The sequence below is a fragment of the Occallatibacter sp. genome, assembly GCF_035317045.1.
Lineage (GTDB): Bacteria > Acidobacteriota > Terriglobia > Terriglobales > Acidobacteriaceae > Telmatobacter.
Map to the genome: position 1 here is coordinate 123,602 of NZ_DATHHT010000035.1, position 24,288 is coordinate 147,889.

Annotated in this window: 19 protein-coding genes; 9 read left to right on the forward strand and 10 right to left on the reverse strand. The window is 58.1% G+C overall.

The features are described from left to right. Positions 1 to 26 precede the first annotated feature (26 nt). Positions 27 to 1,298 carry a tyrosine--tRNA ligase gene (gene tyrS, locus VK574_RS17365; protein WP_472801128.1) on the reverse strand — a complete coding sequence of 424 codons (1,272 nt, stop codon included), beginning with the start codon at positions 1,296 to 1,298 and terminating at the stop codon, positions 27 to 29. A gap of 153 nt (positions 1,299 to 1,451) precedes the next feature. Here tyrS and VK574_RS17370 point away from each other — a divergent pair, with 153 nt between their 5' ends. Beyond that, positions 1,452 to 3,065, forward strand: a complete 1,614-nt coding sequence (locus tag VK574_RS17370; RefSeq protein WP_472801129.1) for a hypothetical protein — start codon at positions 1,452 to 1,454, stop codon at positions 3,063 to 3,065. Positions 3,066 to 3,412: 347 nt separating this feature from the next. Here VK574_RS17370 and VK574_RS17375 read toward each other — a convergent pair whose 3' ends face one another. Further along, positions 3,413 to 4,873, reverse strand: a complete 1,461-nt coding sequence (locus VK574_RS17375) for an amidohydrolase (RefSeq protein WP_472801130.1) — start codon at positions 4,871 to 4,873, stop codon at positions 3,413 to 3,415. A 415-nt stretch (positions 4,874 to 5,288) separates the two neighbouring features. On the opposite strand from VK574_RS17375, the gene alaC reads away from it, so the two are divergent. Next, positions 5,289 to 6,476 (forward strand): alanine transaminase, encoded by a 1,188-nt coding sequence (alaC, locus tag VK574_RS17380; RefSeq protein ID WP_472801131.1) that lies wholly within the window; start codon positions 5,289 to 5,291, stop codon positions 6,474 to 6,476. A 19-nt stretch (positions 6,477 to 6,495) separates the two neighbouring features. On the opposite strand, the gene VK574_RS17385 is transcribed toward alaC, so the two are convergent. Further along, positions 6,496 to 7,260 carry a hypothetical protein gene (locus tag VK574_RS17385; protein ID WP_472801132.1) on the reverse strand — a complete coding sequence of 255 codons (765 nt, stop codon included), beginning with the start codon at positions 7,258 to 7,260 and terminating at the stop codon, positions 6,496 to 6,498. A gap of 1 nt (position 7,261) precedes the next feature. Further along, positions 7,262 to 7,831, reverse strand: a complete 570-nt coding sequence (locus VK574_RS17390) for a hypothetical protein (protein WP_472801133.1) — start codon at positions 7,829 to 7,831, stop codon at positions 7,262 to 7,264. Between the two features lie 1,703 nt (positions 7,832 to 9,534). Here VK574_RS17390 and VK574_RS17395 point away from each other — a divergent pair. Then, the gene (locus VK574_RS17395) at positions 9,535 to 9,837 is read left to right on the forward strand and encodes a hypothetical protein (protein ID WP_472801134.1); all 303 of its coding nucleotides are present in this window, start codon (positions 9,535 to 9,537) and stop codon (positions 9,835 to 9,837) included. 191 nt (positions 9,838 to 10,028) lie between these two features. Here the strand turns inward: VK574_RS17395 and VK574_RS17400 are convergent, their stop codons facing one another. The 5 genes from VK574_RS17400 to VK574_RS17420 form a co-directional block, all read right to left on the reverse strand. Further along, positions 10,029 to 10,478, reverse strand: coding sequence for a hypothetical protein (locus tag VK574_RS17400; protein WP_472801135.1), 450 nt, complete (start codon positions 10,476 to 10,478; stop codon positions 10,029 to 10,031). Positions 10,479 to 10,767: 289 nt separating this feature from the next. Further along, positions 10,768 to 13,167, reverse strand: a complete 2,400-nt coding sequence (locus tag VK574_RS17405) for a PilZ domain-containing protein (protein WP_472801136.1) — start codon at positions 13,165 to 13,167, stop codon at positions 10,768 to 10,770. A gap of 374 nt (positions 13,168 to 13,541) precedes the next feature. After that, positions 13,542 to 13,781, reverse strand: a complete 240-nt coding sequence (locus VK574_RS17410; protein WP_472801137.1) for a hypothetical protein — start codon at positions 13,779 to 13,781, stop codon at positions 13,542 to 13,544. A gap of 218 nt (positions 13,782 to 13,999) precedes the next feature. Beyond that, positions 14,000 to 14,371 (reverse strand): M50 family metallopeptidase, encoded by a 372-nt coding sequence (locus VK574_RS17415; protein WP_472801138.1) that lies wholly within the window; start codon positions 14,369 to 14,371, stop codon positions 14,000 to 14,002. A 268-nt stretch (positions 14,372 to 14,639) separates the two neighbouring features. Then, positions 14,640 to 15,203: a BON domain-containing protein gene (locus VK574_RS17420; protein WP_472801139.1), complete on the reverse strand. Its 564-nt coding sequence runs from the start codon at positions 15,201 to 15,203 to the stop codon at positions 14,640 to 14,642. Positions 15,204 to 15,624: 421 nt separating this feature from the next. Here VK574_RS17420 and VK574_RS17425 point away from each other — a divergent pair, with 421 nt between their 5' ends. From VK574_RS17425 to VK574_RS17450, 6 genes are all read left to right on the forward strand, one after another. Continuing rightward, entirely contained in the window at positions 15,625 to 16,944 is a 1,320-nt protein-coding gene (locus VK574_RS17425) for an acetyl-CoA hydrolase/transferase family protein (RefSeq protein WP_472801140.1), read from the forward strand. 27 nt (positions 16,945 to 16,971) lie between these two features. Next, complete coding sequence (locus VK574_RS17430) at positions 16,972 to 17,277, forward strand: 4Fe-4S dicluster domain-containing protein (protein ID WP_472801141.1); 306 nt, start codon at positions 16,972 to 16,974, stop codon at positions 17,275 to 17,277. Next, positions 17,252 to 18,271 carry a 3-methyl-2-oxobutanoate dehydrogenase subunit VorB gene (gene vorB / locus VK574_RS17435; protein WP_472801142.1) on the forward strand — a complete coding sequence of 340 codons (1,020 nt, stop codon included), beginning with the start codon at positions 17,252 to 17,254 and terminating at the stop codon, positions 18,269 to 18,271. Before VK574_RS17430 ends, vorB begins: the two co-directional genes overlap by 26 nt. A gap of 39 nt (positions 18,272 to 18,310) precedes the next feature. Next, positions 18,311 to 19,777, forward strand: coding sequence for a 2-oxoacid:acceptor oxidoreductase family protein (locus tag VK574_RS17440; protein WP_472801143.1), 1,467 nt, complete (start codon positions 18,311 to 18,313; stop codon positions 19,775 to 19,777). Beyond that, the gene (locus VK574_RS17445) at positions 19,774 to 20,754 is read left to right on the forward strand and encodes a branched-chain amino acid transaminase (RefSeq protein ID WP_472801144.1); all 981 of its coding nucleotides are present in this window, start codon (positions 19,774 to 19,776) and stop codon (positions 20,752 to 20,754) included. The genes VK574_RS17440 and VK574_RS17445 overlap by 4 nt, the downstream gene beginning before the upstream one ends. Positions 20,755 to 21,119: 365 nt before the next feature. Then, positions 21,120 to 21,524 carry a hypothetical protein gene (locus tag VK574_RS17450; protein WP_472801145.1) on the forward strand — a complete coding sequence of 135 codons (405 nt, stop codon included), beginning with the start codon at positions 21,120 to 21,122 and terminating at the stop codon, positions 21,522 to 21,524. 78 nt (positions 21,525 to 21,602) lie between these two features. Here the strand turns inward: VK574_RS17450 and VK574_RS17455 are convergent, their stop codons facing one another. Continuing rightward, positions 21,603 to 24,284 carry an ADOP family duplicated permease gene (locus tag VK574_RS17455; protein ID WP_472801146.1) on the reverse strand — a complete coding sequence of 894 codons (2,682 nt, stop codon included), beginning with the start codon at positions 24,282 to 24,284 and terminating at the stop codon, positions 21,603 to 21,605. Between the last annotated feature and the right edge of the window lie 4 nt (positions 24,285 to 24,288).

The window sequence follows — 24,288 nt, forward strand, 5'->3', positions numbered from 1 at the left end:
CCTTGTCATCCAGAGCGGCCCCGCCCCTAAACGCCCTCGCCAGACCCGCCGATCACCGCCGCCTTCGCCCGCTTGCCCAGGCGCACAACTAGCCGTACAGGCAGCGTGTCGATCGGAATCGCCGCATTCGTGACAACCTCGCCGTCGATCTTCACGGCCTTCTCCGCAAGCTTCCTGCTCGCCTCCGCTCCGCTCGCAGCAAGTCCGACCTGCAGTAGCAGCTTCGAAACGCGAATCTGCAACTCTCCCGGTGGGCACGACGGGCTTACCAGGTCGCCATAGGAGATGTGAACTTCTTCCAGATCCTCGGCGATCTCATTCTGTTGGAACATCCGCGCCCAGTTCTCATCCGCGTGCAGCGCAGCTTCCTCGCCATGAAACCCAGCCGTAATCGTCCGCGCCAGCCGCTTCTTCACGTCCATAGGATGTAGTTTTCCTGCAGCAACCTCGGCCTGCATTGCGTCGACCTCAGACTGGCGCAGGTCCGTCAGGAACACCCAGTACTTCCACATCAGGTCGTCTGAAATAGACATCAGCTTGCCGTACATTTCGGCAGGCGGTTCGTTAATGCCGATCGCGTTATTGAGCGATTTGCTCATTTTCTGCACGCCATCCAGCCCCTCGAGAATCGGCGTCATCAGGATGATCTGAGGCTTCTGCCCATATTGGCGCTGGAGTTCCCGGCCGGCGCCGAGGTTGAAGCGTTGGTCGGTACCACCGAGCTCGACATCGCATTCGAGAGCTACGGAGTCATAGGCCTGCATGAGGGGATAGAGAAGTTCGTGAAGGCTGATCGGCTGCTCGGCCTGGAAGCGCTTGTGAAACTCGTCGCGCTCCAGCATCTGGGAAACGGTGAAATGAGACGCGAGTCGGATCGTGCCCTCGTAGCCAAGCTTGCCCAGCCACTCCGAGTTGTAGCGGACCTCGGTTTCCTTTTCGTCGAGGATTTTAAACACCTGCTGCTTGTAGGTCTCCGCATTCGCATCAATCTGTTCGCGCGTGAGCGGCTTGCGCGTCACGTTGCGCCCCGTCGGGTCGCCGATCAAGGAAGTAAAATCGCCGACCAGAAAAATCACGGTGTGCCCCAGCTGCTGGAAATGCCGCAGCTTCCGCATCAGCACTGTGTGTCCCAGATGCAGGTCGGGAGCCGTCGGATCGAAACCCGCCTTTACGCGAAGCGGCCGCCCCGCCTTGCGGCTCTCTTCCAGCCGCTCGCGCAAATCTTGGACGCGAATAATCTCCGCTGCGCCCTTCTGCAGCAGATCCATCTGTTCATCAACAGGAAGAAACGTGCTCATCTCATCTTCAAGTATAGGGTCCTGCGATCGTGAGTCCTCGGGTCGAGTCGGTCGCCATTGCTCGATTGGGAGGGGAAGTGCCACTTCCCTTGTCGTCCCTCACCTTCTATATGCTCTATGCGAGGGCCCTTCGCGGTCTCCGGGAGAAACTGAATGCCGGTTCGCGCTTCGATACGTGCGGTGCTCGCCATAGCAGTGTGGACTTCAGTGATGATCGCAGCGCCTCTCACTCTCCACGCGCAGCAGCCTCCATTTCCCATTTCCAGCCACTGCTTCGGTTGCCACAACAATCTCAAGACCGCCAGGGGGCAGGACGTTTCCATTGGCTCGCCATGGCGCGCCAGCATCATGGCCAACTCCGCTCGCGATCCTTATTGGCAGGCCAGCGTCCGACGCGAAGCCCTGGATCACGCTTCCACCGCGGCGTCGATTGAAAACGAGTGCGCCACATGCCACATGCCCCTGCAGCACTTTGTTGACAAAGCTGCCGGCCACGACACCGCTGTCCTCTCCCGCATGCCTCTCGACGCTGCTCATGAAGCCGACGCTTCGGCCGCCGACGGCGTCGCGTGTGCCGTGTGTCATCAAGCCGAGCCGGCAGGACTGGGCACCGCGGACTCCTACAACGGCAACCTCACCACCGCTCCAACCACCCAGCATCCGCGTCCGCTCTACGGTCCCTACGCGGCTGAGGCGCGCTCCATCTCCATCCACAATCTAGCCTCCGGCCTCACCGTCATGCAGTCCGATCACCTCGGCCAGACCGCCCTCTGCGGATCCTGCCATACCCTGTTCACGCCCACGCTCGACGCCTCCGGAAAAGCCGCCGGCCGCTTTCCCGAACAAATGCCCTATATCGAGTGGCTCCACAGCGACTACCACGACAAGCAAACTTGCCAGTCCTGCCACATGCCCGCTATCGCCGGTCCTGCGCCCGATGCAACCCTCGGCAGCGCGCCCCGCGAAGGTCTCCGCCGTCACTCATTCCCCGGCGCCAACTTCTTCATGCAGGATCTGCTCGTCGCGCATCATGATGACCTCGCCGTGACCGCGTCTCCAGCCGAACTCACCGCAGCCTCGACTGAGACCCGCGCCTATCTCCAGTCGCAGGCTGCCCATCTCTCCGTCAGCGCACTCGCCGTCGCCAATGGCCACCTCTCCTTCGCCGTCACCGTCCAGAACCTCACCGGCCACAAGTTTCCCACCGCGTACCCGTCGCGTCGCGCGTGGCTTCACGTCACCATCACGGATGCCTCCGGCCACGTTGTCTTCGAGTCAGGCCACCTTAACGACGACGGCTCCATCGCGGGCAATCTCAATGACGCGGATGCCACCCGCTACTCGCCTCACTACGCCACCATCACCGCGCCCGATCAGGTCCAGATCTTCGAGCCGATTCTCGGCGACGCGCAAGACCACGTAACCACCGCGCTGCTCACCGCCACCCACTACCTCAAAGACAACCGCATTCTTCCCGCCGGCTTTGACAAGCAGACTGCCTCGCCAGACATCGCTGTCCACGGCGAAGCCGCCTCCGACCCCGCCTTCATCGGCGGCAGCGCCACCACGCGCTACGAAATTCCCACAGGAGCGGCCGCTGGCACCTTCGTCGTGAAGGCCGAATTGCTCTATCAGCCCGTCGGCTTCCGCTGGGCCCACAACCTCGCGCCCTATAAGGCCGCCGAACCACAACGCTTCGTGACTTACTACGAGCAAGCAGCCAAACAGTCCGCCATCGTCATCGCCGAAGCATCAGGCTCCATCTAGTTGTTTCCGAAAACGACTCATCCCCTCCAAGAATGTCATTCCGACCGGAGCGAAGCGCAGTGGAGGAACCTGCAGTTGTTTTTCGGTTGGTCCAAATCGGAGATGCTTCCAAATCGTCCACAATTCGGGAGGAACCGGAAAGGAGCCGAGCTTTAATTCGTGATCAGGACCCGCCGCAGTTTTCGAGAACCCAACCACGTTCCCAAGGCGAACAATGGCAAACCAAGGGCCGTCAGCAGAAGGGAACCGTAACCCAAATCCCACAATGTTTCGGGATTGTAGGCGCAAGTAGGCACCGGCCAAGGAACAACAACCTTCCCTCGCAGAAACTGCGGAATCGCTGTCGCCTACTTCCCCCGGTAATCGATTAGCGGCTTCTGCCCCTCCGGAATTGCGGAACGATAAGTCTTCCCCGCAAGCTCCTTCGCGAAATCCGCTTTGGCAGCTCCGATCAGCTGTGCATTCGTAAACAAATCCACAGCCGTATCGGCCAGCGCCTTCGACGCCACCACCATGCCGTCCTGACCGATGCTCATCCCCGCGCTCGCCGCAGCCTGCCACGTGTGCGCAGCCACTCCCGGCACAAATGTCGCTGCCGTGAAGCCGATCGTCGGCACCACCCAACTCACGTCCCCGACATCCGTCGAGGCAGACGGCGCATTCGGATCAGGCCGGTGAAATGGCTCAACCACCTTCGTCTGATCGAGGCTCGGCAGCGTGTCGAGGCCAAACGTCTTCTGCAGATCGCGCGCAAACCTTTGTTGATCCTCAGTCATCGAATAGCCGCCCACCTCCTCCAGGTTCTTCTGCGCCACCTGCGCGAGAGCATCGTTGCCGATAATGTCCGCGTCGCTCCCGATCCCCGTCACCTCAACCGTCGTTCCCGTCATCAGCGCCGCGCCCTTGGCGACATCAAGCAGCCGCGCCCATATTCCCTGCAACACCGTATTCGACGGACTGCGCGCCATCAGGTCCATCTGCGCCAGGTCCGGCACAATATTCGGCGCCACGCCGCCCTTCGAGATGATGTAATGCATCCGCGTGTTGCTCGGCACATGTTCACGCATGAACTCAATGCCATTGCCCATCAGCATCACCGCATCCAATGCCGACCGCCCTCGGTCCGGAGCCATCGCCGCATGTGCCGCCACTCCGTGAAACGTGAACTTCGCCGAAGTAACAGCCAGCGCGCCTCCATCGATCACTGCATTTCTGTCGCCCGGATGCCAGTGCAGCACCACATCCACATCCTTGAACAGTCCGGCGCGCACCATGTACACCTTGCCCGATCCACCCTCCTCCGCCGGAGTTCCGTAGTAGCGCAGCGTCCCCTTCACATGATTCGCCTCCATGTACTGCTTGACTGAAACCGCCGCCAGCGCCGCGCCCGAACCCAGCAGATTGTGCCCGCACCCGTGCCCCGCTCCACCTTGCGTCACCGGCGCCCGCTCCGCCACAGTCTGTTGCGACAATCCCGGCAGCGCATCAAACTCGCCCAGAATCGCGACCACCGGCTTCCCCGCGCCATAGCTCGCGATAAAAGCCGTCGGCTCGTCCGCCACGCCGCTCTCGACCGCAAATCCCGCCGCCTTCAACTGCTCCTGCAGGAGAGCCGAGCTCTTGTTCTCGTGATACCCAAGCTCCGCAAAATCCCAGATCTGCTTCGACACCTGCTTCCAGTTCGCGCTGTTTGCCTCCACCAGCTTCTGCACCTGCTGATGCGCAGCATTACCCGCCTGCGCCTGCAACCTCGGCTGCACATACAACAGGCACAACGTCAGAATTCCGAAAGCGAAGCTTCGACGCATGGCGGATCGCGAGTTTTCTCTCATTGCTGAAGGGTCCTTTTTCGAAGAATGGTAAAGCGGCACTGTTCGTGAAGACTATTGGAGCAAGCTCATCGGTGCAAGAGTCCGCGCTCAACTTCCTGCTCCGCGCTCTCCACCACTTTAACCAGTTTTTGTCCGGATGGCCCTCCGGCACCGGCATGGACTCCGAAGACACCCTCTGATGTTCAGCAAAGCAAGATTCCGCGCAGTGTTGAAAATCAGTGAACAGTGAAGAACGAGGAACTGACCACTGTCCACTGACCACTGTCCACTGACCACTGTCCACTGACCACTGTCCACTGTCCACTGACCACTGTCCACTGACCACTGTCCACTGACCACTGTCCACTGATCACTGCTCACTGCTCACTGCCCACTGTAAACTGTCCTTACCATGGAAGAGTTCAGCCGCATCCAGCGCCTCCCGCCCTACGTCTTCAACATCACCGGCGAGATGAAGGTCAACGCCCGCCGCCGCGGCGAGGACATCATCGACTTCGGCATGGGCAACCCCGACGGCGCAACGCCCAAACACATCGTCGACAAGATGATTGAAGCGGCGCAGAAGCCCGTCACCCATCGCTACTCCGTGTCAAAAGGGATTCCAAGGCTGCGCAAGGCCATCTGCAACTGGTACAAGTCGCGCTACGACGTCGATCTCGATCCCAACTCCGAAGCCATCGTCACCATCGGCTCCAAAGAAGGCATCGCCCACCTCTGCCTCGCCATCCTCGACTCGCGCGACACCGTCCTCGTCCCCAATCCCAGCTACCCCATCCACATCTACGGCCCCGTCATCGCTGGAGCCCACGTCGTCAGCGTCCCCGTCCACGACTGCGATCAATTTCTTGCCGAGCTCGAATCCATCATCCCGCGCATGACCCCGCGCCCCAAGGCCCTGATCGTCAACTTCCCGTCGAACCCGACCACGCAGTGCGTCGACCTTCCGTTTCTCGCCCGCCTCGTCGCCCTCGCCCGCGAGTATGGATTCCACCTCATCCACGACCTCGCTTACGCCGACCTCGGCTTCGACGGATACAAGCCGCCCTCGGTCCTCCAGGTCCCCGGCGCCAAAGACGTAGCCGTCGAGTTTTTCACGCTGTCCAAGTCCTACAACATGCCCGGCTGGCGTGTAGGATTCATGGTCGGCAACCCCGTCCTCGTCAACGCCCTCGCAAGATTGAAAAGTTATTTCGACTACGGCACTTTCACGCCGATTCAAGTAGCCAGCATCCTCGCATTAGAAGGCCCTCAAGACTGCGTAGCCGAGATCCGCGAAAACTACCGCCTCCGCCGCAACGTTTTGATTGAAGGATTAAACCGCGCCGGCTGGCCCGTCCCAAGTCCGAAAGCAACCATGTTCGTCTGGGCCAAAATCCCCGAGGCCTACTCGGCCCTTGGCTCTTTGGAGTTCAGCAAGCTAATGCTGACAGAAGCCAAAGTAGCCGTAAGCCCCGGCATAGGCTTCGGCGACTACGGCGACGGCCATGTAAGATTCAGCCTCATAGAAAACGAAGAGAGAACAAGACAAGCCATCCGCGGAATCAAGCAGATGCTCGCGAAGAGTGTGCTGGTGGGGTAGAGATGTCTTACTTACCGACCTACTCAATTTCGACGAGTTTCTTGCTTTCGATTGCAAGAATTCCTCTTCGCGTTATTCGGTAATTGACGCCGGTGAGCACGATGCAGTCTTTACTATGCTCCAAATCTCTCAGCGTCCGCCTTAAGTTCACTCGCTGACGGGGTTTCAGCCACGAAGAAAGTTTGGCTTCCGTCGCACCAACGTCGGCACAATGGTAAAGAAGGAGAAGAATACGATCGCTCGGACCGAGTGAGGGACGAAGCGTCTTCACGAAGTCGCCAAACTGCTCTACTGCCGGAATACGTCGGATCGTTATCGCTTTCACGAGCTCGAATGCTTTGTCCGGTGAAACACCTTTTGCAAAGCGCACAAACTCAGCCAAGACCCAATCCATCGCAGACGAGACAAAAGAGGAATCTTGGAGATTGGGATCAATCCCATCAGCGAGATGAGCCGCATCACGCTTGTTGCGAATGTCGTAGATCACACGAAGAGTACGAGGAATGTGAAAACGGATCGAATCGGTCTCGATAACTAAGTTTTCAAGCGATCGAGCTATGCTCTCGGTATTCAACTGCGTCCCGAGCGGCGTCACCGTTAAACCTGCCGCATGCTGAAGCATGCGAAATGCCGCTTCCGCGAACCGCCCGCCCTCTACCTCGGTCGGTCGCATTCGGCCAAGATAGAAGTTTCTCTTTTGTTCCACGTAGCAGTCGATCAGTTCATCAACAAGCTTCCCTGGAAAGCGACTAACTAGTGAGCTCTTAATGACCGGGTCAATCATCTTAGACGCCTGCAATTTCCTTAATGAGCGTCGCTGCGCGCTTCAGCCCTGGTGCGGTGAGAGTCCATCCCTTTTCCTTGGTCCCAGTGAACTCGTTCCCTTTGTTCTTGATGTAATACGCGTGGTTTCCACCGTCGTAACAGCCGGATGATTCGCAAAGCAACCTTCCGGCTTTGTCATCGAATGTCGCATTTCCAGTTGCCAGGAAGGCGGACAAGCCAACGATGATATACGCGTTGCAGGTCTTCTCTTTGTTGTTACTTCCTACGATTTCACCGGCGATGAATTCCGCTGCCCCGTTGTCGAAGTGGAAAACCTGTTGGAGTGCATCGGCTGAGACATCGTTTTGCTTCATCCACGTGCGGGCGCGGGCATGTACCGACTGCATCGGATTGCTACCATCGTCGTCGGCTTCATTGTCGACACCCGCGCCTTGCCGACCGAGAATTGGCGGCGTCTCCCCAAGCAGCATCAGAGAAGCCTGAATTACGCGGTGGCGCTCGACCGATTCAAACGGAGTGAGAAGAGTAACGACCTGTGCGACGGCCTCAGTAGTCTTCATGTCTGTCATTCAATCTCCTTCTTGATATCCGGCCTCAATCTGAGGCCTGAACAACTCAGCCACTCACTCGTGGAAGGTCGAACCTCACTGTACGGTCGCCGTGATTTGTAAGCCGGTACGTGCCGCGTTTCGAACCGGCCGCGATGTAGTCGAACTTGCTCCGAGCATCTCGCAAGGCTTGACCTACGTTCTTGGGTGGGCGCTGGTCTGCACGAAGGTATGCCCGCCTAATGTCTTCTTCGGCGAACTCCTCTATCCCGGACTCGGTCAACGCAAACGCGAGCACTGTCGCAATCTCATGATGCCCACGGGGTCTTTTTTCGGCGAGTAGTTGTTTTTCAGTTCGCTGCGCCCCAGAGGCCGCAACGTTGGTGCTGCTAGCACCTTGTGGCTGCGCAAAGGTATATCGCTCCACCTGTGCTTGCACAAAGCTCGCGGGGCCTTCAAATGTAATCTTCGAGTCGCCAAGCGTAACGGTTGCCTTGCAGGTATCCTCCATAATCCACCTCGTATGGGGATACTACGGCCAAGCTCATTGAGAGTCAAGAACAAACGCTCGATGATTGTTGTGGAGCACGAGGACAGCATCGGTAGGCCGTCAACGGACAACTATTCCTATTTGGCTGAGTTTTGCCAAATAGCTATCCGCTTGGACGCCGCCAAACTGGGAATCTACGGATGATGTTCGGTACAAATCTCGTCATACTTTCCAAGTAAATGTAAGTATGAATAATAGTTCCGTAAGTGCATGCTGAATACAAACAACTTAAAGATAGTACTTGCACAATAGTTTCACGCAAGTAGCGTGAATATAAGAATGGCGGCCAATCTGCGCGCTAACCATAGTTCTTTCCCTCTTCTGCGCATCTCGAGAAGACTTGGCTCACAATCAAATCAATCGAATCGAGAATCAAGCTGTAAGTGAAAGATAATAAGCTAAATAAATGCATAAATGCGATTGAGCATATGTTTACGTTGTAAGGCGTGACGATGTCACTTGGACGCGGCCAAACTGGGATTCTACGGATGATGTTCGGTACAAATCCAATCCTGCCGTCCAAGTGAACGATAATTTCTAAAAATGGCATCAACATCAAGTGCTGATAATAATATAGTTATAGTTAGATATTAATCTGATAGTCTCACGCAAGTAGCGTGAATGGAAGAATGGCGGGCAATCTGCGCACCAGCCATAGTTCTTTCCCTCTTTTGGCGGGTGGCCCCGGTCCCAATGCTGATTCCAGTCCACGCTTAGGGTGCCCCCGGTCCCTCGCCCTTGGGGACCGGGGAGGGACGCCCCCACCGGCAATGGATTCTAATCGGGAGAGTCCTCGCTCCTAACTCCGAAATCACGCGCGAGGCGCGGCTAACTCCGCCAACCCCGCGAACCCGTCAAGCCCCTCTCCGAAAAATCCTTTCTAACCTCTTCATTCCACTGCGCAAAAACTCTCCACCGTTTTGCAGGCAATTATCCCCTACCGGCGCACAATGGAATCGTGATTGAAACAACGAGCTCTACGAGCGTGCACCTGGCGCGCGCTAACTCCGATAACACCGCTACTTCGCCACTAAGTCCAATTCCAGGAAAGCTCTACAGTTAACCTCAATCCATACAAATCTTTATCGCCACCCCCCCTCTCCGTAACTCGCTGAATTCATGTCTCTTATCTTGAGACGCCTAGGGGTAGGGGGAGGGGCAAAGGAGTCACCTCATGCTTAACGAATGCCGGCATATTCTCACCAGCGGACACAAGTGCAAAGCCGCTGCACTCCGCGGACAGGCCTACTGTTACTACCACACGCCCGCTCGCCGCTACGCCGCCAGTCGCTTCACCCGGAGGGAACCGCTGAAGTTTCCTTCCCTCAAAGACACCGCTGGCGTTCAGAGCGCCCTCAGCCAGGTCCTCGGCTCGCTCGCCACTCGCCGCATCGACCCGCGCCACGCTGGCCTCAATCTCCACGGCCTCCAGCTCGCTGTGCGACTCGCCGTCAAATCTGACGACAAGCCCAGCTAAATCGTCCGCGAAACCTGCGAAGACGCCGCCTCACATTCTTCGAGATCCATAACGATCTAACCAAAGGCTGAGGGATGTTCCTGGCGCGATGGCGAGTGGCCACCCAAAGCATCTCCACAAATGCAGGTGCCCCATCCTTGCGAAGCAAGAAGATCTATCCATCGATCGTGTCGAAGAATCCGGCGTCTGTGCTACGAGGCCCGCTCAAATGACTCGGAATTGGGTTCCGACAGTTGCAGACCCTTCAAAAACTGCGCCAGTTTAGTCAGATCCATGCGCGTCGTCCCGTGCGCGTCGCCGGCGTGCTGTTCGTCCTCCGGCTGTTGCAGAAAAGTGAATCCCACTCCGTCTGCGCCCGTTCGAACCACGGTGGAGTAGACAGTCAGCGTCTCTCCTTGTGCACCATCGTCCGTCCGCTCCAGGGTGACCGGAAAACCAGTGCCGTGAATCCACCGTTCATCCGTCACCATGAAGAACCCCGCGATGCTGACGTCGCCAATCTTGTAGATCTTTGAACAACGAACCTGCCCGAGATACGCCACCACCGGAGGCATGCTATGCCGATTGGCAACACGCTGGTCCGGAACGATCCAACGCATCAGACGCTTCATCAATGGCTCTTTGGCGGGGGGAGCTGTCATGTTCTTCTCCGACAGGGGGGTAGGGGAGTGAATGACCTTGATTTCAGCCAGGTGCCGAGTCTCTCGAGGTTTTTCGATTTCGCCCCTACTTAGCACGTCCATAGTGGCAGATTCCCTTCGGGCACACCAGTACCAATTGGGGTCACAGGCCAGTTCAACGTAGCACTCCTGTGAAAGGGCCTCCTATCTCCTATAAGTTGAATTGCCCATGCAGGAAAGGAACGTCTCGACCGGTCACCAAGGTTGTATCCAAATGTCGTTGACTGCGAATGGAAACCAACCCCGCCGATCATAGGAATCGCGCAAGCGAGAATCTGTCCGTTGCTTGCGAAGGCTGGACGTCGTGGCTCTGCGGATTAAGGTCCTCCGGCATCACGAACTGGGCCGCCACACCGTCTGATCCTCGGCGAACGATCCTTGAAAGGACCACGATGGATTGCTTCCGCTCGCCCTTTGCGCATGGCTTTTGCAGCGTCATCTGGATCATCGTTTCCGGCATCCAGCGATCCTCGGTCAGCAGGTAGAAGCCGGTCATGCTGATGTCCGCGACGTCATGCGGCTTCGGCGATCCGCCGGTGTAGTAGTGCGCCACCATCCCCGGAACATACCGCCGGTGAGCGCGTCGACGATCGCTGGCAACCGGAGTAACGGGATTGAGCCAGCGCTTGAAGCGCAACCCCAGACTGGGTGGTCCGGTTTGCGGTTTTCCATTCGCCTCTGTGCGTGCCGTGGAGGGCTTCGGTAGAGCTTTCGGAGCTGCACTTTTGGCAGTCACGATCGCCTTGGACACAACCCTGACCTGTTTCGGGGCGGCCGCCGCGCTTTGCGCAGAAACACCTGCATTCGCAGCAGGACCTTCGGGTTGCGGCGTCTTCACCTTGTCGTGAACAGCTGCATCTCTCTCTGCTGGTACCGGCCTTTCGGCCTTTTCCCCTGCCTTCACAGGAAGACGCTCGCGGATGCTGTTTGCAGCCTCAATCACGGGCTTCTTCTCTGAATTTGCGACGATGGAGGACTCCGCCGCCCTTGAGCTCTCCATAAGCTCGCGCGTCGTACTCTTCGAATATGCTGCGCTCTCCTGCGTACTTTCGCCCGGCGGCACAACGGCCTTGTCTTTTGCTGTCTCCAGCGGTTCCTGCGCCTTTGCTGCTGCCTGTGCGCGCACGCTCTCTCTTGAGAGACCAGTGGCACCGGCAAACCGCGACGCACCCGATAGTGCCTGCCCTTCAGTTGAGGAATCCGCTGCCTTTGTAACTGGAGTTGGCCTCTCCTCGGCGCTCTTCTCCTTCACGTTCGAGGAATTATCCGCCACAGGAGCAGCTGGACGCGTTTGGTCCGGTGATTGAACCGCCCCGAGCGGGCTGACGGCAGTGGGCATGCTCACTCGCCATACTCCATAGTTGGCAACCGTAAACGTCGTCGCCGGCGGTGACTGGGGAAGGGCCGTCCTTGTCGGAATGGGAGCCTGAACTGGCGTCGGCGTGTTCGCCGGCGCAGCCGCACTTTCCCGCGGCTTCTCGTTCTGTGGGGCGGTCTCCCGCGAAACTGCAGCAACGGCCGTCTCCGGCTCCGGAATAGGTTGTGATGGGAAAGCGTCGGGCGCTTTCGAGGCAGGCTCTCCTCCAGACGAGTTCTTATCCGGGGGTGTGGAAGCGACAATGTCAGGAGCAGGTGGTGTCGGCGGCGCACTTCCGGGTCTGGGATTTCGCGGGATCCAGGCCATAGACGACGAGGGCGCGTCCACCCAGTTCGAAAAAAGATCTTCGAAGCCGCCTTGCTGCCCATTGACGACCGACTTACTTCCGCTCTCGACGATCGGTTCAGGGATCGATTTGGCCTGTCTTTCCCCTGGAATCGAATCCTTCGCCTCGTCAGAGGATGCCCCTTCTGACGATTTGGAACTTGTGGATCGGATGGGTTTCTCGGCTATCTCCGCCGAGATCCCAGCAGCATCGGGAACAAGTCTCGCTAGTTCCGCATCTTCTTTCGCAATCGCCTCGGACACAACTTCCGGCTCAACCCCGTCTGTCTCAATCGTCCTCGACGCACTGATACCACCTTCGGATTCAAACTCCTTCACCGCCTGCTCCACAGCGGGTTGATTCACAGGAGGTTTCATCGCCAACTCAGTGCCTGAAACAGCACCTTCGGAAGGTCTGGTGACAACCGAAGAAAATGGCTCCGCCAATACGGCGCTAAGCGCAGTTCCCTTTACTTTGCCATTCTTACCGAAAAGTGCATGGCCAGAAGGCCGGCCATTCGAGACGATTGGTTCGAGATCGGATGCATCCGCGGCAGCAATCTCGCGCTCAATCTCCTCCTCGACACCGATGATCAGCCGATCGCCCCGTCCGGTTTGCGTGGATTCCACTGTCTGGCGGGCCAGAACGAGTGCACTCGCAACCTCGCGCCGGTATGGCGGGAACTCGGCGCCGGGAACAATCTCCGCCGATTCCACCACGCGTTGGTCACGATCGAGATAGAGCAGATCAAACGGAAAAAGCCGCGGTACCGCCGGAATTGCGGAGAGAGGACAAATCCAGAGCCCCGACACCGTATCCAGTCCGAGCCCGCCCACGAGCACCTTCAAAATCTTCAGTGGCTCATTCACACCGTCCACAGCCGTCACCTTCGAGCTGAGGAAAACTCCTCGCGCGAGGTTGTAGACGCAAAAGACTCTGGTATCCATAGGGGCACTGTCTTAGGGAAGACGTTCGCCTTGATTTCGCTCTCGGCTCCCTTGTTCGGAAACCAATCGTAGCAAAGGATTTTCTCAATTTGGAAGACGAAATTCAATCGGAACCAGCGTAGAATCGCCTGGCCCAACACGTCGGCCGAGAGGGCTGAGGAGCCGCAATCCACTTAAACCTATGTTTCTAAAGGGAAAATCTATATGTCGAAGACATCCGAACGCCGGGAAGACCGCATGCAAAGAACAAAGAATTCCTGCACGGATTTGCATCCGGAAGAAGCGAATTTGAAAGAGGAGGAGGTCAGCCGACGCGTCTGGGGTCGCGCCCGGCTGACTTTGCGGGGGAAAACAGAGGCTGTGGGTGAAGTCGATTAGAGAACGGTCAGGCGGGTCACCACTGTGCAATAGGGCAGGTGTGTCGTTCGTTTGACATGGTTGTCGCTGTTAGCCTGTTCCGGCATCCCCAGTTCGGGCTTGAGAACTTCCATGAGCTTCTCGACACGGTTCTTCTGAGCACAAAGCTGCTCGAATGATTTCAGAATCTTGCGCAGCTCTGACGAAGCCTCATCGTAAGCAAACCGGTACACGTCTTTATGAACGTTCTCTCGCATTGAAGTTCTCCACGAATGAGAGTCTAGCCACTTATCCCGAATGAGGCATCGCACGATCGTTGTAACAAAAGTACAACTTCCATCGTGTACTTATGCCCCTGGTGGGCGATCTGACGTGATCTAAGTCACAGATAAATGAGCGTTATAACTCGCGAAGCAGTACAGCCTTCGAGCGCGCCTTATCGGACTCCGACGATCATCCTCAGTTACCTGCAACCTCAGTTCGCCACCTCTCCTTCCCGAATGTGGCGCCAGCATTCAGCCACTCGAAACCCATCTGAACCCGCAATGGGAAGCATGTTGGCCAGGACGCAGCAGACATTCGCCAGGCTGAAGAGAGGGAACCAGGGCTCAACTGCGATCAGAAGCAGGTTCACAAAGGGGCCAGCGAGCGCGATGAGCAGATTCTGGTGGACCGATCCCCTTTCGCGAACGGTGAAAAAGCCTTTGTTCCACTGAATTCCCACACGTTTCACACGCACGCCGAGCGCGGCAGCGGCCGCGAGATGCCCGCATTCGTGCAGGATCATCGCAACTACTCCCAGCGCAAAGCCTTGCATGACAGGTTGAAACAAACGAATCCAGATCATCCGCCCAGTACCCCCACGCAAATCTGCTTTGCGCTCTTCAATGGTCACTGAGCAGGACTACGCACCGGCGAACAGCGTCGCGAAAACAAATGGCTAATTACCGATTGGGGAATCTCTCGATGAAGGGTTCCAAAACCGAATTGAAATCAGAAGAGCCCCGGCAGAGGGAGGCAGCCGGGGCTCGTATTATCTGCAACGCGATACCGTGATATAGGTTCTATCTACTTTTTCGACCCTTCAGTTGGAATCAGTAATAGGTCCGTGCGTCTTAAGAGTTGGTTGTCGAGTGCTTCTTCGGGTTGACTTCGATTTCGTTGACCACCTGCTGCACGTTTGGCACCTTCTTCGCGAGATCTTCGGCTTCCTTCTTCTGTTTAGCCGTCTTCACCGATCCCTTCAGCACAAGCGTGCCGTTCTTTGCCGAACCACTGATGCTCTGATCATTCAGGCTGGCGTGGGCTTTGATCACCGCCTTGAAGTTGTCTTCGATGGCGCTATCGAGATTTGAAGCCACCGAACCGGCTTCGCTGGCACCCGGAGGCCGTACACCGATCTCATCGGCAACTGTATAGTCGGGCGCCGCCTGTTTGGCGACACTCTCGGCCTGGCTCTTCAGATCCTGGGAATCGACATCGCCCTTCAGCGTCATGATGCCCTTGTCGCGGTCCTGCGAAACGCTGACAGCACTCAGATTGCTGTTTTTGAGTGAGTCGGTGACCGCTGACTTCTCGTCAGGGTGGGAGGGCTTATTACAGCCTGCAACAACCATGACTCCTGCCAGAACAGCGGCGGAGCTGAGCAGAAATGTGTGGCGGGACTCTATAAGTTTCATATATTCCTCTCCTGTATTCCTCTCCTGGTTTAGCGTTCAACGCATATCTCTTACAGCCACTGAGATGTGACGCATGCAAGCGCGGTTGTCCCCCTCCCCCTGCAGAATCGTCGTCCGCTTCAAGCAGGTCGCACGCGCTCAAGCACTTGCGGTTTTGCTGGAAGCGTTCTCTTACCCGCGTCCAGCGGCACATCCGCGTTCGATCTGATTGGTCTTTCGATCCCAGCCTTCAAGTTCGCTGCAGACCCTGAAAGTGCCCTCGATCAACATGTCCGTCCGGCTAGTCACGGGTGACTGTCATCACAGTCCGCGATCGCTGGGCGAGAGCAACATATTCCGGGCTTTGGGAGATGCTTTTCGAGGCCCGAAGTGGAAGCAGGCCTTGATGTTGTTAAGTCAATCTGCCTGGAGACAAAACATTGTGAGCTGGCGAGAGGAATACCGCGGCAAGTGCGTGAGCGCTGCGCAGGCACTGAAGTCTGTGCGGTCGGGAGATCGCGTCTGGATTCAACCGAGCTGCGGCACACCGAAACCGCTCATTGATGCGCTGGTCGCGCGTGCATCCGAGGTCATTGATGTCGAACTGGTCCACATGAAAACGCTGGGTGAGGCGGAGTACACGAAACCAGAGTATGAAGGCCACTTTCGCCATCGCGGGTTATTCCTTGGCGAAAACGTCCGCGAAGCAGTCATCGCCGGGCGCGCGGACTACACGCCGGTCTTCCTCAGTGAGATCGAACCACTCTTTGAATCGGGCGCTCTGCCGCTCGATGTTGTATTGATGCAGGTGACGCCGCCCGATTCCCACGGATTCGTAAGCCTCAGCACCACGGTTGACTGCACGCTGACGGCGGCGCGTTGCGCCAGGATCGTCATCGCGGAAGTGAACGACCGCGCGCCGCGCACGCACGGAGACACCTCCATCCATGTGAGCCAGATCTCGGCATTTGTCGAGACTTCACGGCCGCTCCTTGAGATGCACTCCGAGCCTTTCACAGAAATCCATGTGCAGGTTGCCCGCAACGTCGCATCCCTGATCCCCGACGGCGCAACGCTGCAAACCGGTATTGGCGCCATCTCCGAAGCGGTGCTGAGCTGTCTCGGCGACAAGCGCGATCTTGGCATTCACACCGAAATGTGTCCCGACGGCGTGGTGGATTTGATGGAAGCGGGTGTAATCAACGGATCGCGCAAATCGCTGCATCGCGGCAAGGCCGTCACCGCATTTGTTCTCGGCACGCAGAGACTCTTCGACTATATCCACGAGAATCCGAGCTTCGAGTTTCGCTCAATCTCCTATACCAACGATCCATTTGTGGTTGCGCAGAATGATCGAATGGTCGCCATCAATTCCGCGCTGCAGGTGGATCTGACGGGCCAGGTTTGCGCCGATTCACTAGGAACCAGGCCCTATAGCGGGTGCGGCGGCCAAATTGACTTCATTCGCGGCGCAGCCCGCTCCCGTGGAGGCGTTCCGATCATTGCGCTTCTTTCAACGGCCTGCCATGGCTCAGTGTCCCGTATCGTGCCGGTTCTGGAGCCCGGAGCCGGTGTGGTGACGTCGCGCGCAGACGTGCACTACGTCGTAACCGAACATGGAATTGCCTACCTGCACGGGAAGACGCTCAGGGAACGCGCCGAGGCGCTGATCGGCGTCGCTGATCCGCGATTCCAGCAGGAGCTTCAGGACTTCGCGCTGAATGCGCACTATCTGGAACGCACGACGGCCATGCACGCATGAGGCGGCCATCATGATGAGGAGCAAACAATGACCTTCGCGGAACGTTCGAATGCGGGCAAAAATGACCGAGGTCTCCTGCGTGTCGATGGGAACGAGTGCAAGGGCTGCGGGCTGTGTATTGAGGCTTGCCCGCCAAAAGCAATTCATCTCAGCGACGAGCTGAATCACTACGGCTACCGCACAGCGACCTATAACGGCGCCGGATGCACGGGCTGCGGAATCTGCTTTTTCGCTTGTCCTGAGCTTGGGGCAATCACGGTTCTGCGTCTACGCCGCCGCGCGGCCATACAACTGGAGGAGGTCGGCCATGCACAAGCAACTGATGAAGGGTAACGAAGCGATTGTGAGAAGCGCAATTCTTGCCGGTTGCCGTGGCTTCTATGGTTATCCGATTACGCCTGCCAGCGAGATTACAGAAGCCGCAGCGCTCTACATGCCACAGGTCGGTGGTGTCTTTCTGCAGGCCGAGAGCGAGGTGGCCGCAATCAACATGCTCTATGGCGCGTCGTCAGCCGGTATCCGATGCATGACGGCTTCGAGCGGCCCCGGCATCAGCCTGATGCAGGAAGGTATCAGCTATATGGCAGGCGCCGAGCTTCCATGCGTGATCGCCGACATCACACGCGGCGGACCCGGCCTCGGCAATATCGCATCGGAACAGAGCGACTATCACCAGGTGGTGAAAGGTGGAGGCAACGGCAACTACCGGACCCTCGTGCTGGCACCCTACTCCGCGCAGGAGATGGCCGGTCTGACTACGCTCGCCTTTGAACTCGCCGATCGTTATCGCAATCCTGTTGTGATCCTGGCTGATGGCTTTGTGGGTCAGATGATGGAGCCGGTCGAGTTTGAGGAAACGGCCATTCTGCCCCAGCTGCCCGAATGGGCAGTGGCCGGAACCGCCGAATCGCGGCCCAACATGATTACCTCGCTGCATATGGGCATAGACGACCTTGAAGCGCACGTCAACGCGCTCGAAGCCAAGTACCGCCTGGCTGAACAGCGCGAAACGCGGGCAGAACATTGGTACACCGAAGACGCCGAGATCGTTCTAGTCGGATACGGCATTGTCGGGCGCATCCTGAAGGCCGTTACGGCAGAGGCGCGCGCCATGGGCATTAAGGTCGGTCTGTTGCGGCCAATCACCTTGTATCCATTTCCCTCCACCGATTTCCGGCGCCTCGCCGTCCACGCCCATTCGTTTGTTGTGGTCGAAATGAGCAATGGCCAGTTGGTCGAGGACGTTCGGTTGGCGCTGAATGGCAAGCGGCCCGTCGAGTTTCTGAATCGCATGGGCGGTATGTCCCTTCGCATGAAGCGGTCTTGAAGTTTGTTCTGGCTATCGCAGAGAAGGAGCAGATGGCCCATGTCTAACTTTCTGGAATCGGATTACGAAGTTGCGCACTCGAAGGCAAAAGTCTTCTACCAGACCTATGAGCGCAAGGAAGAGCTGCAGCACCAGACACACTACTGTCCCGGCTGCGGACACGGCATTGCGCACAAGATGCTGGCACGGGCCATCGACGAACTGGGTATTCAGAACCGGACCATATTGATCAGTCCCGTCGGCTGCTCGGTATTCGCCTATCACTACTTCGACGTGGGAAATATCCAGGCAGCCCATGGACGTGCGCCGGCGGTTGCGACTGCGGCCAAGCGCAGCCATCCGCACAGCATCGTCATCAGCTATCAGGGCGACGGGGATTTGTCGGCGATTGGTTCGGCTGAGATTCTGCATGCCGCCAATCGCGGTGAAAACATTACGGTAATCTTCGTCAACAACGCCATCTACAGCATGACAGGCGGGCAGGCGGCGCCGACAACGCTTCTCGGGCAGAAGAGCACCACGACGCCCTTCGGCCGTAGCGCAGACAATGAAGGCTATCCGCTTCGCATGAGTGAACTGCTGGCCACGCTTGATGCGCCGGTTTACATCGAGCGGGTAGGCCTTGGCGACAACAAGCAGATCGCGCAAGCGGCGCGCGCCATCAAGAGGGCAGTTGAGAACCAGGTGCAGGGACTCGGCTTTTCGCTGATCGAGGTTCTGGCGCCCTGTCCGACGATCTGGAAGATGTCGCCCGTAGATGCGCAGCGCTGGGTGCGCGACGTGATGGAGAGGACATATCCGCTGGGTGTGGTTTGCGATCGCACCAATGAACGGCAACCGCGCGCAATTGCCGATCAGGCTCCCAGGCTTGAGCAGATTCCAGCCCTTCTCGGAATCGTGCATGATGAGCAACCTTGCGTTCAACCGGTATGTGCCGAGATCGATAATCTCGATTTGCACGTGCGGGTCGCGGGATTCGGTGGACAGGGTGTGTTGCTGCTCGGTGAAGTCCTGGCCGAAGCGGGCCTGGATGCAGGGCTTGAGGTCTCATGGCTGCCTTCGTATGGGCCGGAGATGCGCTCGGGAACTTCGAATTGCCACGTACGCGTCTCGAAGAAACCGATCGATTCGCCGCTCGTGACGGTGCCGAATTTTCTCGTCGCAATGAATGAACCGTCGCTGCGCAAGTTTGACCTGAGCGTGAAGCCGGGTGGCTGGGTCATCTACAACGGCGACGTCTTTCCCGCGGATTGCGAGCGGTGCGACGTGAACCCTTTGGCGCTGAACTTTACCCGGGCCGCCGATGAGCTGGGCGATGCGCGGGCCGCCAACATGGTGATGCTGGGAGCGCTGCTGGAGATTGCTGGCGGCCTGCCCCAGGCGAGTATCGATGCGGCGCTGCGCCGCATGGTAAAACCCGACCGCTGGTATCAGCTGGATCAGCTTGCCCTGGCGCGAGGGCGCGCGCTTTACCGGCAATCGCGCAACAAAGAGGTTGCACAATGAAAGGCACGGCCGATCCGAATCTGATCGTATTTTTCAGTGGCAAATACATGCCGCTGCGCGATGCGCAGGTCAACATCCTTACCCATGCGCTGCACTACGGCACCGGGGTCTTTGAAGGCGTCCGCGCGCACTGGGTTCCCACCGAGGGCGAGCTGTTCATCCTCCGCGCCCCCGAACACTACGATCGCTGGAAGAAGAACTGCGGCATCCTGCGCATTTGCGTTCCTGCTACAGTGCCGGAACTCTGTGCCATCACCGTCGAGCTAATGCGTCGGAATGCCTTCCGCACCAACGTCTACGTTCGGCCGTTGGCTTACAAGTCGGCCGAACGCATCGGCGTCAGCACTGACGATCAGGATGCATTCGCGATCGTTGCCCTTCCCTTCGGGGAATACTTGCGTAGCGACAAAGGGCTGCATGCGGGCGTAAGCTCCTGGCGCCGGATCGAAGACAATGCGATTCCGGCTCGCGCCAAAATCTGCGGCGCCTATGTGAACAGCGCGCTAGCCAGCGACGACGCACGGCAGGCAGGCTTCGACGAAGCCATTTTCCTCAACGAAAATGGACACGTTGCCGAAGGCGCCACCTGCAACATCTTCATGGTGCGCGATGGCAAGCTGATCACGCCCTCCGTTACTGAGAACGCCCTCGAAGGCATCACGCGCAACTGCATCATGGAACTCGCGTTTCGTGAAATGGGGCTGCGGGTCATCGAAAGGCCGATCGACCGCAGCGAGCTCTATGTATGTGATGAACTCTTCTTCACTGGCACGGCCGTTGGCGTCGCACCCATCGTGCGCGTCGATCATCGGGCGGTAAAGGACGGAACCATCGGCGCGGTTACGCAAGGAATACAAAAGCTGTATTTCGATGCGACCCGCGGACACCTGCAGTCTTACTCGAACTGGCTCACGCCGGTTTACCAATCTCGGATGAAGCACGAGCAGGAATTAGTCTCCACCGTTGAATCCATGTAGATGGAGCGAGGGCTGTTGGTGTTTATCCGAAGCGGACGGCTGGCAAGACTGAGTTGGTGGGCGGCATCCCTCGATGTCGCCCTCTTTCTTTTGCGTGCATCCTTAAATTCTGGGCGTAGCCGACCGTAAGGGGAATCGCATTTTGGGCAGAGGACTCAAGGCAAACAGGACTCTCGACTGATGGCCGACGGTGTGCCGCCGATGACTGATGCAGAAGCCAAGTTGAAAGGGTTCCTGCAATGCGCTGGTTTTCTGCCGCATTCTTCTTGCTAGTGCTTGCCTCGATGGTCACCGCCGAGACGCCACCGGGATCAACTTCAGATTTAGATGGCGGATTTGTTCAGAGGCGTCCGATACCAGTGGAAATGGCGAGACCTCGCATAGACGGTCTGACCTGGACCTTCCTGGCCGCAGACGGCGGGGCGCGCGCTCTGGATGCCTATTCAACGCAAAGGATGCTCAAGAACAGCTGCAGCTCCGGTGTGCAAATGGCCGGCACATCTACATGTAACTATGAACAAAATCTGCCTGGATTCATTGCGAATCACGCGTCCCGTATCTATGCATTCGAGGGAGCAGTATGGCTCTCGGAATTCACGGCGACGCGATTTCTGGTGCGGCATCATCATCAGCGGCTGGCGCGGTTCGTTCCGCTGATGGACTTCCTTGCGACGACATCGTTTGCAGTGAATAATCTGACGCTGTCAATTGGCGGAAGCGGGAGCGTTGCCGGAGCGGATGCCCAAGCTCATTTCGGGGTTCATCGGTAGGCGTTGACAATCCGTCCTCAATGAGTGGCTTGGCTGTTGTCAGCACCGAACATTTTCTCGCCGACCGGGCCACCTTACTTACTCGGCGCGCAGCGTGATGGACGGCTCGACGCGCGACGCGCGCCACGCAGGAGCCCAGCACGCAATTGCAGATACACACGCAAGCATGAAGACGACGCCAACCCAGGCGATGGGGTCGAGCGGCGATGTGCCGAAAAGAAGTGTAGTGATCGCGCGGGTGGCGGCGATGGCTCCGCAAAGGCCGACGATGATACCGAGCACAGTCAGCCGCATTCCGTCGCGAAGAATCAGCGCCAGAATGTCGCCGCGAGAAGCACCGAGCGCCGCACGCACGCCGATCTCGCGTGTTCGCTCCGTAACATTGCCCGAGAGCAAGCCATAGATTCCGACTGCCGCAAGCATCAGCGCCACGACGCCGAACGCCTCAAAGAGAATGAGAACAAATCGCGGCTCCGCTTCCGTGATTGCAATCATGCGATCCATCGTCATGACGCGAACCACCGGTTGGTTCTTGTCGATCGACCAGATTGCGCTCTCGATGGCGGGAGCGAGTTCCGCTGGTTGGCCGCGGGTTCGAATCACGAAAGACAGCGTGTCATCGGCGAACCAGGTCTGCTCGGCCGCCAGATAAACCGCGTCAGCCTCATTGATCGCGAGCGATGTTTGCTTTACGTCGCCCACCACGCCGACGATGGTGTACCAGGGCCGATCCCTCGGACCGACGTGGAGACGCTTGCCCAGCGGGTTATGGTTGCCAAAATGCCGTTTGGCCATAGATGCGCTGATGAGCGCCGTCTGCGGAGTAGAAGCTGTATCGCGTTCATCCAGATAACGCCCGCTCAGCAGCGGGATGCCCATGGTCTGGCAGTAGCCTGGACTGACCGCGTACCGGAATACGTTGTAACCCGCGTCAGCGCCCTGATCCTCAAATTGTGCGCCATACAAGGCATCGACGGGCGGATCGTCGCTGAGCGGCAGCAAACTGGTAAACGCAGCTTGTTCCGCGCCCGGTACGCGCCGGACGGCATCCAGGGCTTGCTCGAAAAAGCGACGCCGCGTGCGATCGCCCATGTCCGGTGCGGAGTCAGAGTTATCGAACTGATGGCCTGAGGTCACGACCTGCATCGTGAGCAGGTGCGAAGCATCGAAACCGGGTTCGACCGCCAGCAGATGACGCATACTGCGAAACAGCAATCCCGCACTGACCAGCAGAATAAACGCCAGCGCGACTTCAGTCACCACCAGCGCGCGTCGCGTCGTGGCGCGACTACCTGCGGAACGGCGTGAACTCTGCTGCAGTCCGGTTTGCAATTCTCCACGCGAAATGTGGATGGCGGGAATGAGCCCCGACGCAACGCCGACAAGGGCCGTGATGGCAAATGCGAAGAAAAAGGCCGCAGAATCGAGAGCGATGGCGTTACGCCGTGGCAGTTCCGCGGGGCTGAGCGCGACGAGTTCATGCAGGGTGACGACGGCCACTGCGATGCCTGCCATTCCGCCGAATGAAGCCAGCAATAGATTCTCCGTGATGAGCTGCCGGATGATGCGCCCTTTCGATGCGCCGAGCGCACCGCGAACTGCAAATTCTCCCTCTCTCTGCGAACCTCGCGCGAGCACCAGATTCACAACGTTTACCCACGCAATGGTAAGAACCAGGATGACTGCGCCAAGCACCGCAAGCAGCGCAGGCTTCACTGTGTGAGCAATATCATCCTGCAATGAATCGACGATCAGTCCATGTTGAAGCGAGGCCCAGCGCGGGCGCGGGAACTCCGGCCAGGGAGATCGCGCGATTTGAGCAAGTTCCTCAACGGCCTGGGCGCGGCTCACTCCGGGATTCATCCGCGCGACCATGCGCAGATGATTGCCCCACTCCCAGCTGCTGAAGCTGCCTACGATTTTTTGCGGGTCATACTGCGTTGGAGTCCAGATCTCAGCCGAAGGCGCAACGACGTCTTCGAACTCAGGAGCCATCACGCCGACAACAGTGAAGTTGTCATCGCCCAGTTTGATGGCACGACCTGCAATTGTGGGATCGCCCCGGAAAACACGACGCCAGATCTTGTCGCTGAGAATCACGACCTTCGGACCGTTGAATACGTTCTCTGATACAAGAAAATCGCGGCCGATGACCGGAGAAACGCCAAGCGCGCGAAAGAAACCAGAGCTTACGCTTTGTCCTTCCAGACGCTGCGGCTGGTTTCCGCCAGTCATAGCCGGATGCCAGGGCTCAAAAATTGCGATGGTGTCGAAGGAATGGCTGCGTTGCGCGAGTTCGAGATATGTGCCGAACGACACCTCGGACCGAGCGCCCTGGTAGGTGCTCCAGATCATGAGAATGCGGCCAGGGTGAGGATAAGGAAGCGGTTTGAAGAGAATGGGATTAATCGCGCTGAAGATGGCTGTGCTTGCGCCGACCCCCAGCGCCAGCGTCAGGATGCCGACCACCGCAAATCCCGGATGACTGCGCAGTTGCCGCGCCGCGAAGCGCAGGTCTGCGAGGAAAGTTCTCACCGCATTCTCCCAGCCGTACGAACGCACCTGTTCTTCAATCGCGGTTATGCTGCCAATTTCCCGCCGCGCCGTGCGTATCGCGTCCTCGGCGGAAAATCCGCGCGCCCTCGCATCGGCCGCTGCCTCCTCGAAGTAGTGGCGAACCTCTTCGTCGGTCTCCTGGTTCCGCTTTCCGCGGCGGGCCAATCCACGGAGCCCATGGGTGAGCTGGCGCCAGAGCGACATGGGG

Bases quoted from the DNA above. Each gene is read 5' to 3' on its own strand.
- VK574_RS17410 (WP_472801137.1), bottom strand. From the start codon at position 13,781: ATGCGAGAGAACGTTCATAAAGACGTGTACCGGTTTGCTTACGATGAG.
- VK574_RS17385 (WP_472801132.1), bottom strand. From the start codon at position 7,260: ATGATTGACCCGGTCATTAAGAGCTCACTAGTTAGTCGCTTTCCAGGG.
- alaC (WP_472801131.1), top strand. From the start codon at position 5,289: ATGGAAGAGTTCAGCCGCATCCAGCGCCTCCCGCCCTACGTCTTCAAC.
- VK574_RS17405 (WP_472801136.1), bottom strand. From the start codon at position 13,167: ATGGATACCAGAGTCTTTTGCGTCTACAACCTCGCGCGAGGAGTTTTC.
- VK574_RS17375 (WP_472801130.1), bottom strand. From the start codon at position 4,873: ATGCGTCGAAGCTTCGCTTTCGGAATTCTGACGTTGTGCCTGTTGTAT.
- VK574_RS17370 (WP_472801129.1), top strand. From the start codon at position 1,452: ATGCCGGTTCGCGCTTCGATACGTGCGGTGCTCGCCATAGCAGTGTGG.
- VK574_RS17445 (WP_472801144.1), top strand. From the start codon at position 19,774: ATGAAAGGCACGGCCGATCCGAATCTGATCGTATTTTTCAGTGGCAAA.
- VK574_RS17430 (WP_472801141.1), top strand. From the start codon at position 16,972: ATGACCTTCGCGGAACGTTCGAATGCGGGCAAAAATGACCGAGGTCTC.
- VK574_RS17450 (WP_472801145.1), top strand. From the start codon at position 21,120: ATGGCGAGACCTCGCATAGACGGTCTGACCTGGACCTTCCTGGCCGCA.
- tyrS (WP_472801128.1), bottom strand. From the start codon at position 1,298: ATGAGCACGTTTCTTCCTGTTGATGAACAGATGGATCTGCTGCAGAAG.
- VK574_RS17420 (WP_472801139.1), bottom strand. From the start codon at position 15,203: ATGAAACTTATAGAGTCCCGCCACACATTTCTGCTCAGCTCCGCCGCT.
- VK574_RS17400 (WP_472801135.1), bottom strand. From the start codon at position 10,478: ATGACAGCTCCCCCCGCCAAAGAGCCATTGATGAAGCGTCTGATGCGT.
- VK574_RS17390 (WP_472801133.1), bottom strand. From the start codon at position 7,831: ATGACAGACATGAAGACTACTGAGGCCGTCGCACAGGTCGTTACTCTT.
- vorB (WP_472801142.1), top strand. From the start codon at position 17,252: ATGCACAAGCAACTGATGAAGGGTAACGAAGCGATTGTGAGAAGCGCA.
- VK574_RS17440 (WP_472801143.1), top strand. From the start codon at position 18,311: ATGTCTAACTTTCTGGAATCGGATTACGAAGTTGCGCACTCGAAGGCA.
- VK574_RS17455 (WP_472801146.1), bottom strand. From the start codon at position 24,284: ATGTCGCTCTGGCGCCAGCTCACCCATGGGCTCCGTGGATTGGCCCGC.
- VK574_RS17395 (WP_472801134.1), top strand. From the start codon at position 9,535: ATGCTTAACGAATGCCGGCATATTCTCACCAGCGGACACAAGTGCAAA.
- VK574_RS17415 (WP_472801138.1), bottom strand. From the start codon at position 14,371: ATGATCTGGATTCGTTTGTTTCAACCTGTCATGCAAGGCTTTGCGCTG.